The sequence below is a fragment of the Bradyrhizobium sp. genome (assembly GCF_004799445.1).
In the GTDB taxonomy this organism is placed as follows: Bacteria; Pseudomonadota; Alphaproteobacteria; order Rhizobiales; family Xanthobacteraceae; genus Bradyrhizobium.
This window is the reverse complement of record NZ_SSNA01000225.1, coordinates 1-12,435: the sequence shown is the minus strand read 5'-3', so window position 1 is coordinate 12,435 and position 12,435 is coordinate 1. Positions and strand designations below refer to the sequence as shown.

General features: G+C 63.2%; 10 protein-coding genes. 3 read left to right on the top strand and 7 right to left on the bottom strand.

Annotation, left to right across the window (positions count from 1 at the left end):
• The coding region (locus tag E8A46_RS29140; protein WP_291568544.1) for a serine hydrolase domain-containing protein at positions 1 to 1,138 on the bottom strand (1,138 nt) is incomplete at its 3' end.
• Between the two features lie 345 nt (positions 1,139 to 1,483).
• Between E8A46_RS29140 and E8A46_RS29135 the strand changes: the two genes are divergently transcribed.
• Positions 1,484 to 1,804, top strand: a complete 321-nt coding sequence (locus tag E8A46_RS29135; RefSeq protein ID WP_291568542.1) for a hypothetical protein — start codon at positions 1,484 to 1,486, stop codon at positions 1,802 to 1,804.
• Positions 1,805 to 2,044: 240 nt separating this feature from the next.
• Positions 2,045 to 3,535 carry an NAD-dependent succinate-semialdehyde dehydrogenase gene (locus E8A46_RS29130; RefSeq protein ID WP_291568540.1) on the top strand — a complete coding sequence of 497 codons (1,491 nt, stop codon included), beginning with the start codon at positions 2,045 to 2,047 and terminating at the stop codon, positions 3,533 to 3,535.
• A gap of 123 nt (positions 3,536 to 3,658) precedes the next feature.
• Here E8A46_RS29130 and E8A46_RS29125 read toward each other — a convergent pair whose 3' ends face one another.
• Entirely contained in the window at positions 3,659 to 4,234 is a 576-nt protein-coding gene (locus tag E8A46_RS29125; protein ID WP_291568539.1) for a hypothetical protein, read from the bottom strand.
• A 27-nt stretch (positions 4,235 to 4,261) separates the two neighbouring features.
• On the bottom strand, positions 4,262 to 5,848 hold the full coding sequence (locus E8A46_RS29120; protein ID WP_291568537.1) for a hypothetical protein: 1,587 nt from the start codon (positions 5,846 to 5,848) through the stop codon (positions 4,262 to 4,264).
• Between the two features lie 222 nt (positions 5,849 to 6,070).
• Here E8A46_RS29120 and E8A46_RS29115 point away from each other — a divergent pair, with 222 nt between their 5' ends.
• Complete coding sequence (locus E8A46_RS29115; protein ID WP_291568534.1) at positions 6,071 to 7,195, top strand: SbmA/BacA-like family transporter; 1,125 nt, start codon at positions 6,071 to 6,073, stop codon at positions 7,193 to 7,195.
• On the opposite strand, the gene E8A46_RS29110 is transcribed toward E8A46_RS29115, so the two are convergent.
• The 4 genes from E8A46_RS29110 to E8A46_RS29095 form a co-directional block, all read right to left on the bottom strand.
• Positions 7,176 to 9,380: a SulP family inorganic anion transporter gene (locus E8A46_RS29110; RefSeq protein WP_291568533.1), complete on the bottom strand. Its 2,205-nt coding sequence runs from the start codon at positions 9,378 to 9,380 to the stop codon at positions 7,176 to 7,178. The genes E8A46_RS29115 and E8A46_RS29110 overlap by 20 nt on opposite strands.
• A 110-nt stretch (positions 9,381 to 9,490) precedes the next feature.
• Complete coding sequence (locus tag E8A46_RS29105; RefSeq protein ID WP_291568531.1) at positions 9,491 to 10,003, bottom strand: GNAT family N-acetyltransferase; 513 nt, start codon at positions 10,001 to 10,003, stop codon at positions 9,491 to 9,493.
• Complete coding sequence (locus tag E8A46_RS29100; RefSeq protein WP_291568530.1) at positions 10,003 to 10,929, bottom strand: phosphoribosylaminoimidazolesuccinocarboxamide synthase; 927 nt, start codon at positions 10,927 to 10,929, stop codon at positions 10,003 to 10,005. Before E8A46_RS29100 ends, E8A46_RS29105 begins: the two co-directional genes overlap by 1 nt.
• Before the next feature lie 67 nt (positions 10,930 to 10,996).
• A complete protein-coding gene (locus tag E8A46_RS29095) occupies positions 10,997 to 11,914 on the bottom strand; it encodes a pirin family protein (protein ID WP_291568528.1) in 918 nt (305 codons plus the stop codon).
• Positions 11,915 to 12,435 lie beyond the last annotated feature (521 nt).

Genomic DNA, 12,435 nt, shown 5'->3' with positions numbered 1-12,435 from the left:
AGCCGGCGAAGGCTTCCAGGCATTGGCCGTCCGCGAACGGCAGCACCTGCATCAGGATCACGCCGGTGACGTCGCGCGCCGGATCGATCCAGTAATAGGTGTTGGCAAGGCCCGCCCAGGCGAGGCTGCCCGGGCTGCGGCCCTCCGGCGTCGCGGCGGTGGTAATCAGGAAGGAAAGCCCCCATTTCTTCACCATGTCGGGATAGAGATCGACATCATTGGTCGCGAACGCGACCGCCGAAATCATCCGGGTCATGGTGAGTTCGCCGATGTGGTTCTGTCCCATCATCGCAACCGTTTCGGGCTTGAGCACCTGATGGCCGTTGCCGCGGCCCTTGTTGAGGATCATCTGGGTGAACTTGATGTAATCGCCCGCGGTGCCGTAGAGGCCGCCGCCACCCATGTGAAATTCCGGCTCCTGTTCGAGTTCGAACGGGATCGGCGCCAGCGATCCGTCGGGTCCCCGGCCGTGCATGGCGACCAGCCGCTGGCGTTGCGATTCCCCGATTCTGAAATCGGTATCGGCCATGCCGAGCGGGGTGAACAGGCTATCGCGCAAATAGGCATCGAGCCGCTTGCCGCTCACCGCCTCGACCGCCTTGCCGACGAAATCGATACCGATGCTGTATTCCCAGCGCGTGCCGGGTTCGGTCACCAGCGGCAATTTCAGCGCGTCGTTCTTGCAGCTGGTGATGCCGGGCGTGGCGGTCTTTTCGACATATTGCACCATGTCGCCGTTCCACATGTCGTAGCAGTAGCCGGCGGTGTGGGTCATCAAATGGCGCAGCGTGATCTCCTTGCTCGCGGGGCGCAGTTTCGGCTCGCCATTGGCGTCGAAGCCATCGAGCACCTGCGGCGCGGCGAGATCGGGCAACACCTTGCCGATCGGACCGTCAAGCGAGAGCTTGCCTTGCTCGACCAGCTGCATGGCGGCCGCCGCCGTAATCGCCTTGGTCATGGAGGCGATCCAGAACACGCTGTCCGGCGTCATGGCGTCGTCCTTCGACAGGTCGCGTTTGCCGAACGCGCCCTGATAGATCACCTCCTTGCTGTTGGCGGCGATTGCGACCACGCCGGGAATTTCCCGCGCGTCGCTTTTCTGGCGCAGGATCTGGTCGATCTGGGCTTGGCTTTGCATGGGGTCACCTCCAGGTTGATTTTTTTTGAAGTCTGCGATCTTCCTCCTGGGCCTCTCCCCCGGCAAGCGCGGCGGAAACGGCGTGCCGGTCGCGATCTCGTGATCGAGGACTGGGGATGACGGGGACTGAATTGCCACATTTGCCATAATTTGCGGGAAATCCGGCCGCATGGTCGCTGACCTTCCGGCCGATCGGCGATATCGTCGAAGCATCAATTCGGAACGGATTTTTTAGTAAGGCGTTCAGATCCCAGCATAAATGTCGGGTCCAGCCAGAAGTTGGATCGAATGATTATGGCGTAGGTCGCCAAGAGATTGCCAAGTGATTGCCAAGAGGGGGTGCAGATGATTTCGACCTGGAGCGAATGGAAACGCTATCCGCGGGCGGCGCGCGGCGAAAATATCGAAGCGCCGATCTCTCCGGGCATCTACGAAGTTCGCTATGCCTCGACGGGTGCGCTGCACTCGTTTGGCGCGGTCGATAACGTCGCCCAGGCGCTGGCGCTGCTGGCGGTCGGTTCGAAATCGTGGTTCGGCCGGCGTGAGCCGGCTGAAACGCCGGACCTCGAATATCGCACCTGTGCGACTTCCAGCAAAGCGGACGCCAAGGCCGCGGCGGAACGCATGATCGGCCGCCGCGAAACCTATATGAGCGGCGCGGCCTGATTTGAAACTGTCATTCCGGGGCGATGCGAAGCATCGAACCCGGAATCTCGAGATTCTCCGATGTGCAATTGCACATCGTAGTTCGCGCTAATGCGCGCCCCGGAACGACAAACAATGATCCCAGCCCTCGAAATTGCTTGAAGCAGCTGCGCTTTTGCAGCCAGTGTATCGCGGCCGGTTTAGGCCTATAATCGCTACAATATCAGAAAATCCCAGGCAAAAAATCCAAGGAGTGACGCCATGACCGCTGCCGCACGCGCTTCGCAACCGTCCGCCCAAACGCTGCGTGACCGCCTGAAAGATCCGACGCTGCTGCGCGAGCACTGCTTTATCGACGGCGCCTGGACGGGTACGCCGTCCCGCCCCGTCACGAACCCGGTCAATGGCGTCGAGCTCGCGAAAGTGCCGGTCATGAGCACCGCGGAAACCAGGCAGGCGGTCGAAGCCGCCGAGCGCGCGTTTCCGGCTTGGGCGAAGCTCACCGCCAAGCAGCGCTCCAACATCTTGCGCAAATGGTTCGACCTGATCGTCGCCAACCGCGAAGACCTGGCGCTGATCCTGACCTCGGAGCAGGGCAAGCCGCTGGCTGAGGCGCTCGGCGAAGTCGATATCGGCGGCGCCTATGTCGAATTCTTCGCCGAGGAGGCGCGGCGCGTCTATGGCGAAACCATCCCGACCCAGCGCGCGGATGCGCGGCTGCTGGCGATCAAGCAGCCGATCGGCGTCTGCGGCGCGATCACGCCGTGGAACTTCCCGAATTCGATGATCACCCGGAAAGTGTCGCCGGCGCTGGCGGCGGGCTGCACCGTGGTGCTCAAGCCCGCCAACGAGACGCCGCTGTCGGCGCTCGCACTGGCCGCGCTGGCCGAGAAGGCCGGCGTGCCAAAGGGCGTGTTCAATGTCATCACCGGCAATTCGTCGGCGATCGGCAAGGTGTTGTGCGAGCACCCGGCCGTGCGCTTCGTCGGCTTCACGGGCTCGACCGAGGTCGGCAAGATTCTCTATCAGCAGGCCTCCGTCGGCGTGAAGAAGCTCGGGCTCGAGCTCGGCGGCAACGCGCCGTTCGTGGTGTTCGACGACGCCGATATCGACGCTGCCGTCGAAGGCGCCATGGTCTCCAAATATCGCAACATGGGGCAGACCTGCGTCTGCGCCAACCGCCTCTACGCCCAGGACAAGATCTATGATGCGTTCGTGGAGAAGCTCTCGAAGAAGGTCGCGGCCATGAAGATCGGCGACGGTACCGAGCAAGGCGTGACGCAGGGGCCGCTGATCAACATGGAAGCGATCGACAAGGTCGAGCGGCACATCGCCGACGCGGTGAAGGGCGGCGCCAGGGTCGTCACCGGCGGCAAGCGGCATTCGCTCGGCGGCACTTTCTTCGAACCGACGGTGCTCGCCAATGTCGCGCCCGATGCGCTGGTGTCGCGGGAAGAGACCTTTGGGCCGCTGGCGCCGGTGTTCCGTTTCAAGGACGAGGCCGATGTGATCGCGATGTGCAACAATTCGCCGTTCGGGCTTGCCTCGTATTTCTATTCGCGCGATCTCGGCCGGGTCTGGCGGGTCGCCGAAGCGCTGGAGTCCGGCATGGTCGGCGTCAATACCGGCCTGATCACCACGGAAGTAGCACCCTTCGGCGGCGTCAAGGAGTCGGGCTTGGGACGCGAAGGCTCGCATCACGGCATGGAAGAATATGTCGAGATCAAATATGTGATGATGGCGGGGATTTAGCCGCTTGTGGCGATGCGAGGCCCTAAAGCATGATCCGGAAAAGTGGGCAGCGGTTTTCCGAAAAGATCATGCTCAAACAAAAAGCTGGAGCGAGATGACGATTCAACGAGAAGTTATCTCGCCCTAAAGCCCAAGCGTGACCTCGGCCCAGTGCACGATGACCTTGCTGTTGAGGAACTCGATGACACTGGGCTCGATCGTGCCTGGATGGTCGTGGTCGACCACCGCGGTGGCGACGACGGCATCGCAGCGGTCGTTGAAGGCAACCGACAGGGCCGAGTTCGGCGCGCGATAGGGACCGGCGACCGCATAGGCCCGGCTGCGGCCCTTCATCCACGCGACATTGATCTGACGTCCCGGCCCCAGCACCGCAGGTTTTTCGCCCATCAGCCCGAAATCGCTCAGGCGATCGAGCTCGGCGTCATCGGAAACGCCGGTCTGGCAGTTGCAGAACCCGATTTTGGCGCGGACATAGAGGCTGACCTCGACCCCGCAATCCGCCGCCTCGCAGCGGAACGCTTTGCCTTTGCCCCATTCATCGGTCGGAAACGGCCACTGCACTTCCGAGAACTGCGGATGATTGGGTGGCGCCACCGCGCCGCCATGGCCCAGCATCGGCCAGGCGAAGAAGGCCGACGCGCCGGCGAGCGCGCCGATCCCGAAGCCAACGATCCCCGCAATGACGGCTACTCTTTTCATCTCGCCTGATCGGCCCTTGCGGTTGCTCTAGTTGTTCGCAACGAACGTGCGGGCGGCGGCCAGCGTCGGCCGATCGGAGTCCGATCCGGCCGAAAGCGCGACCAGCTTTTCATAAGCCGCTTTCGCTTTGCCGGTGTCGCCGAGTGCCTGCGCGGCCTTTGCGGCGCCGACATAGCCATTGAAGCGATTCGGCTCCTTCGCCATCGTGGCCTCGAACGCCGCCAGCGCTTCCTTCGCCATGCCGCGATCCAGCAGCATGAAGCCGTATAATTCGCGTGCCGGCGCCAGCGGCCCGGGGGTGACCGGCGCCTTTTCCGTCTTGTCCTCGGCATCGACGGCCGCGCTCATCGCCGTCAAGGCGTCATCATATTTGCCGTCCGCGTAAAGCACCCAGGCATTCGCCGCCTGCTGCTGGACATCGACCTGGCCAGCCCAGTAATTGTTCTTCGCTTCACGCAGACTGTCGCGAATTTCGGCAAGCCGGGCGACATCAACCTTCGCGGCCGCCGAATCGCCGGAGCGGGCGGCGCCGAGCGCGCGCGCGAAGTGAGTGATCGCCATGACGTGCGGAAACTTGCTTGGCTTGACGTCGAGATTGGCCGCGCCCTTCCAGTCGCCGCGTTCCACCATGTAGCGCGCCGGCGCGGCGGCCCGCGAAAAAGCCCCGCCGAAGGCATCGGGATCGGGCTGCGTTGCCTCGATCTCGTCAACGACCTTGCGCGCGGCCGCATCCTGACCGAGTTGCAGATAGGCGTAGACGAGATAATCCTGCCCGTGCAGTTGCTCGCCACCTTCCCTGTTGGCCTTTGCGGCCTGCACCGAAGCCAGGTTGGCCGCAATCGACTCCTTCCAATAGCCGACGCGGGTGAAGATATGCGACGGCATGTGCTGAGCATGCGGCGCATTCGGCGCGATCTTGGAATAGCGCAGCGCGGCCGGCAGACCCTTGGCGGCGATTGCCGGATAGTCATACAGATGGATCAGATAGTGGGCGACGCCGGGGTGCTGCGGTTGCCGCTGCCAGATCGGCTCCAGGATCGCGGCCCCCTTGAGCTGGTTGGCGTAGGTCTTGTCGGCGGGCGACGCCGCGACGTTCAGGGTGATGGCATAGAAGATCTGGGCCTCGTCGTCATCGGGATATTTGGCCGCCAGTGCCTCCATCTTCTTCAGGTAGGACTGCACCCGCGCCGGTTGCGGGGTCTTGTCGTAGTCAACATACATCACCGCCAGTGCGTCGATGTAGTCGCGCTCGCGCTCCGTCTTGGCGCCAGCCGCCTTTGCCTTCTCGATCGCCGAAAGCCCGAGCGGAAGATTGGGCGCCGGTATCGCGCCGTGCGGATTGTTGAGCAGCGACAGCGCGATACCCCAATAGGCGATGGCGCATTCCGGGTCGGCCTTGATCGCCGCCTCGTAGATTTCCCTTGATTCCGCATACCAGAACGAATGCTGGTATCGCATCGCGCGATCAAACCGCCGCTGCGCCGTCTCGTTGCACGATGTCGCGAAATGCACCGTGCCCAGTTTCTGGTCGGCGTCTTCCTGCGCCAGACCCGGTGCGCATGTTCCAAATACCGCCCCGGTCGCAATGGTCGCCGCAAAAAGAAATTCACGCATGACGTTCTCCCGGACGCCGATGAAAGGATGACGTTGCCCCTGGGGGGCGCGGCAAGCATAGGCCCTAATGCCGACTGACTCAACGCGCCCCGGGGTTCGGGGCGGTTGCCGTTTGACCCAAGTCAAACTAGGATTCTCGCAGATCGCATATTTTTGATCGACGTCCATTCCGGCCAAGCGTCGCTCGGCGTCATCGCGCGGCCGATGCGACCGGATGAAACCATGCTGCAACGGACTCATTCCGCTCTGGACGAGAAGCTGCTTCTTTCCCGATTCTGGCAGAGCGCCTCGGGATATTGGCGGGGTCCCGGGGCATGGCGGGCCTGGCTTCTGGTGGCCGTCTTGATTGTCACCGTGCTCCTGCAATTGCTGACGCAATACGCGCTGAACTACTGGAATCGCGACTTCTTCAACGCGGTCGGGCGCCGGGACGCCGCCGAACTTTGGACCCAGGCCTTGCGATTTGTGCCCCTGGCCGCGGCCAGTCTCGCGCTCACCGTCTTCTCGGTCTGGGCCCGCATGACCATGCAGCGCACCTGGCGCGCGTGGCTCAGCAACCACCTCTATGACTATTGGCTGCAACATGATCGCTATGTCCGGCTCAGGTTCGTGGCCGGAGACTATGACAGTCCGGAATTCCGCATCGCCGAGGACGCCAGGATTGCAACCGATCTGCCGGTCGACCTCGTGCTCGGGCTGTTCCAGTCGCTGCTGAATGCCGTGACGTTTATCGGAATTCTCTGGTCGGTGGGAGACGGTCTGGCCGTTGACCTCGGTGGTTTCGTCCTGAACATTCCCGGCTACCTCGTCATCGCGGTGATCGTTTATTCCGCCCTGCTTTCGGCCGGCATCTTCCTGATCGCCCGCCACCTGACACGCGTGATGGAGGAAAACAAGCGAGCCGAGGCCGAGTTGAGGTCGACTGGGACGCATCTGCGCGAAAGTGGCGAAGGGACAGCCGTGCCGGACGACAAGAAGGACCCGCGCCACGTCATCGGCGCGCCGTTGAAGGCGGTGATCACCATCTGGCGGATCTATATGTGGCAGCTGATGCGGATGACGGTGGTGACTTATTCGAGCCTTTTGGTGACCCCGGTGATCGGCCTGCTGCTGTGCACCCCGAAATATCTTGCCGGCACGATGAGCCTCGGGGAAGTGGTGCAGGCAGCGGCGGCGTTCGTCGTTGTGCAAGGGGCGTTCAGTTGGTTCACCGACAATTACGCCCGCCTCGCGGAGTGGGCCTCCTCGGCCAATCGCGTGGCGTCGCTGCTGCTTGCGCTGGATGAGGTCGATCGGCCTGACCGGACAAAGGACGCCGCTCACCCCGTTATCTCCGCAGCACCGTGATCATGCGGTTGGCGAAGGTCAGGCGCTCGGCCATGATGGCGACGAAATAGGTCAGCAACTTCTGGCCGAGCAGCGGATTTTCGCCCTTGAGGGCCTCGAATTGATGCGCGCTCAAGACATACAGAATGCTTGCGGCTTCGGACTGGATGGTGGCGCTGCGCGGCGCATGGGAGACGAGGCCCATTTCGCCGATGGTGGTATAGCGACCGAGGCTTCGCACCCGCGTGGTGCCGCCCTCGCCTGCGGGAATCATGATCCCGACGCGTCCGTCCAGAATGAAATGCATCGAATCGGCGGCATCGCCGGCGCTGACGATAACCTCGCCGGCGTCGACCTCCAGGCGCTGGCAGCGATGGATCAATTCCGCGGCGTCTTCCTCGGTCCCGAGAATCCGGACGAACCAGTCACGCAAGGAGGTTTCCTCCTGCTCGCGGCCCTGATGCTGCGCGATGATCTCGTTCTCGCACCACTCCAGCGCGTGATCCAGTTCAGGCACGATCGAGACCCCGTGCGAGACGAAATCGATCGATCGCAAGGCCTTCTCGGCCGCCGGCGGAAGATGCACCAGCACCAGTCTGATACCGCGGTCCTCGGCCGTCCGCTTGATCTGGGCGAAACTGTAGGCGGCCGAGGAATCGATGCCGGTGACAAGCTTGAAGTCGAACACCAGAAAGCGGCATTCCGGATGACGTGCAAGCAGCGCCTTGACGTGCTGGTAAAGCCGATTGGCCGAGCCGAAGAACAGATAGCTCTGCAGGTTCAGGCCCTGGATCTTGCCGCCATGCGCCGACAGCACCGCCTGGTCCTCGCGTGAGCGGTCGAGCGAACTGCGATATTCCGAACCGTCGAAGCTGTATTTGATGGAATCGATGCGCGAGGCGCTCAAGGCAAACGTCGCGCAGCCGATCACGACGCCGATCAGGATGCCGGCAATGAAACCCCATTGCACGATGATGACGATGATCGCCAGCAGTGACAGATATTCGACGACGGAAAGCCGCCGCCGCGACTGAACGGTCCATTTGTGAAGCTGATCGGCTCCCAGATAGATCAGGAGGCCGCCGAGCACGAACTTCGGCATATAGCCGAGCAGCGTCGGGGCAAAGGCCAGCATCAGCAGCGAGATCGCGGCAACGGTGAGTCCGGACAGCGGGCCGGTGCCGCCGCCATTGAAGTTGAGCACGGAACGGCTGACCGAAACGCAGCCGGTATAGCCGCCGAAGGCGCCCGAGAGCGCATTGGCGATGCCGGTGACGTTCAGTTCCCGCTCCAGGTTGGCTTCACGCTGCGTCGCCACCTCGATGCCCGTGGTGTTGAACAAGGTGCATGACGCCGTGACGAAGGCCACCGCGATGAAATTGCCTGAGAGCTCCGGCAATGTGTACCAGGGATAGTTGCGGATGGCGTCCACGCTCCACGGCAACATGAAATTCACGGCGGGCGGCGGCTGAAAGGTCCAGCCCGCGGCCTGCGCCTGCGCCAGCGGGATTCCGGCCAGCCAGAACACGATATGCGCGGCAATCACGCCGCCGACCAGTATGGCCGGCAGTCCAAACGACGTGCGTGAGCGGTGCCAGGTCAGATAGAGGACGACCGCCATTGCGCAGGCGGCCGCCAGTTTGGACAGCGTCTGGATATTCTCGAACTGGCCGAGCGTGGCGAATTGCAGGCGCTGGCCGGTGATGACGCGGACCGCGCCGAGAAGGATCAGGCAGCCGGTCGCGCCGAGAAATCCGCCGACCACCGGATAGGGCACATAGCGGATCGCACGGCCCATCCGTGTCATCCCGAAGCCGCACAGCACGATGCCGGTCGCGACGGTGGCAAGCGCAAGGGTGAGCAGGACGGGTGCGAGCAGCGGCGCCGATGGATCGGCCGCAATGATCCGCTCCACCATCGATGAGGCCAATATGCCCGTCGTCGCAGCGGTGGAGCTTTCCGGCCCCGCGACCGCGAAGGGCAGCGAGCTTCCGACCCCGATCACGGCGGCGAGAACCGCCGATGAAATGAAGGTGGCGGCGACGCCATAGGACAAAAACGGCGCGAGCGGTCCGGCGAAGATCAATAGCGCGTAGGACAATCCGAAGGTCACGGTCAGCACGCTGGCGGCGCTGCCGCCGAGAACGTCCTTCAGCGCCGCGCGCAGCGGCAGCCTGGGACGAAGATCGATGGACTGACTGACCACGCGCGCGTTTTCCCCGCCACACTTGTTAGTGGTAGACGACGGCAGCGCGCGAGAACAGGGCATTTCCATGGGTGAACTCGGATTTCATCTCGCATTGCTCCAGACTTCGCTCAGCGCTCAAGCACCCAGCGGGTGACGGCTTGATGAAAGTTGAGCGGCCCGGGAACGGTCATATGGGTCTTGAGATACTTGAATCCGGCCTTTTGCAGCGCGCGATTGGGTGCAACATTGAAGGCATTGGGCTCGCAGAAGAGACGCTTCAATTTCAGTTGTTCGAAATAGATATCGGCGCTGTGCCGGACGCATTCGACTCCGTAACCCCGATTCCGGCGCTCCGGATCGATGACGTGCAGGTGCATGTTGGCCTGTTCGCCATAAACGATCTTGTCGCAGGACGAAAATCCGACAGGCTGCTCGTCCTGCAGCCAAATGACGACAAGCCAGGCTCGCTGCTTGATCGGCTGCCCGTGCTCACGCCGGAATCGCTCGCGCCAGCTTTCCGGAGCGGGCAAACGCGTGGGGTCGACGCCGAGAATTTCCAGATGTTCCGGGGTTGAACGGACAAAGTAGTCGATGACGACATCGATCTCGGAATCCTTCATTTCCCTGACCGTCAGCGTCATCAATCGGCTCCCCCCGCTTTCAGGTCGCTGCCGGTGATGCGGCGATAGGCTTCGAGATAGCGCTTGCTGGTGGCGTCCACCACGCTTGCCGGCAGCGGGGGCGGCGGCGCCTCGCCGTTCCAGCGGCCGGCCCGGCGCTCGGCGTCGAGATAATCGCGCAGCGGCTGCTTGTCGAAACTCGGCTGCGGCTGGCCGGGCTTGTAGACATCCGCCGCCCAGAAACGCGAACTGTCGGGGGTCATGACCTCGTCGATCAGGATGATGTGGCCATCCTTGTCCCGCCCGAATTCGAATTTGGTGTCGGCGATGATGATGCCCTGGTCGCGGCTGAGTTTCTCGCCGAGCGTATAGACCGCGCGGGTCATGCTCTCCAGCGTGTAGGTGGCTTCCTCGCCGATGATCTCGCGCATCCGTGCCACCGTGATGTTCTCGTCGTGGCCGGTCTCGGCCTTGGTCGCGGGGCTGAAGATCGCGGGCTCGAGTTTGGCGCTCTCGAGCAGGCCGGGCGCCAGTTTTTCGCCCGCCAGCGTGCCGTGCGCGGCATATTCCTTCCACGCCGAGCCCGAGAGATAGCCGCGGATCACGCATTCGATCGGAAATACCGTGGTGCGCCGGCACAGCATCGCCCGTCCGGCGAGCGCGGCGCGCTGTCCCTGCAGCGCCGGCACTTCGGCGATGATCTCGTCGGCATCGCTGCTGATCATGTGATGATGGACCACGCCTTCGAGCTCCCTGAACCACCAGGCGCTGATCTGGGTCAGCACCGCGCCCTTCATCGGGATGGTCTCGGCCATCACAATGTCGAAGGCACTGATGCGGTCGGTGGCGAGCAGCAGCACGCGGTCGTCGCCGACGGCATAGATGTCGCGCACCTTGCCGCGCCCGATTCGTGGCAGGGGCAGGTCGCTGGCGAGCATGGTGGTCATGGGTCGGACTTTCGAAGACGGCCGCCGGCGCGGAGGCGCCGATGCGAAGGACGGAAATTGGGATAGCTCACTCCGGCAGCGGAATGAACTCATGTTCGTTGGGGACGGCGGCGAAGCGGCCGGTTTTCCAGTCCTGTTTGGCCTGCTCGATCCGCTCCTTGCTGGAGGAGACGAAGTTCCACCAGATATGGCGCGGGCCTTCCAGCGCGTCGCCGCCGAGGAACATCATTCGCGTCGGTTTTGCCGCCTTCACGGTAATGCGGTCGCCGGGGCGAAAGATCAAAAGACGCGGACCTTCGTAGCGTTCATTGGATATCTCGACTTCGCCGTCAACCAGATAGATGGCGCGCTCCTCATGGTCCGCGTCGAGCGGGACGCTGACGCCCTGCTCGGCGGTCACCTCGGCATAAAACCACGGCGACACCATCGCGACCGGCGACTTCACGCCGAACGAACTGCCTGCGATGATTCGCGCGGTGATGCCGCCATCGCTGACCACCGGCAGGTCGGCGGCGGCGTAATGCTGGAACGACGGCGCGATTTCCTCCGACCCCGCCGGAAGCGCGATCCAGCTCTGCAGGCCCAGCATCTTCTGGCCGTTCTGGCGCTGTAGATCCGGGGTGCGCTCGGAATGGGCGATGCCGCGGCCCGCGGTCATCAGGTTCATGGCGCCGGGCTGGATTTCCCTGACATTGCCCTCGCTGCCGCGGTGCATGATGCTGCCGTCGAACAGATAGGTGACGGTGGCAAGCCCAATATGCGGATGCGGGCGCACGTCCATGCCCTTGCCGGACATGAACTGCACCGGCCCGAAATGATCGAAGAAGATGAAGGGGCCGACCATCTGCCGCCTGCCGTGCGGCAGCGCGCGGCGCACCGCAAAGCCATCGCCGAGATCGCGGGTGCGCGGCACGATGACCAGCTCCAGCGCATCGCAGGATTTGACATCGCCAAGGACAGGATCGTTGTCGGGAAGCCAGCTCATGGGTTTTCCATCATGGTGTCGGCTGCATCCTAGCAGCAATCCTCAGGCATCGTCCAAGCTCACCCACGGAGCATGGGACGTCCTCCGGGATTTTGCTTTTGGCGGAGCTTGGCGCAGGCCGGGCGGGGCGTCAACGCAACTTGTTCTCGCGGCGCGGAGCGAGCCCGAGTGATGCATCATCCGTTCGCCCCGAAAACGAGGGCGCAGGGAATGCCGGACGCTCGGCGCGTCCGCAGCCGCGTGTGCAGTGGTAGAAAGCACACGCGTTAGTCACCACGGTCACGCCAGAAACGTCCGGCATTCCCCGCGCAATGGTTTTACGGTTTCCTTCGCGCTCTCCCCAGTGACCGGGCTTTCTTGCCACTGTCGCCCCCGAGAAGCTTGCTTCCCAGGAACTTGACGCCAGCGTCGGGGCGTCAGGACCACACGACTTCGCCGTCCGCAAGCACACGCTCTCGTCAGTAGCGTGGTTCGCGTCCACCGCATCCCGCCCCAACGTTCGTGACGATGGCCAACGCCCC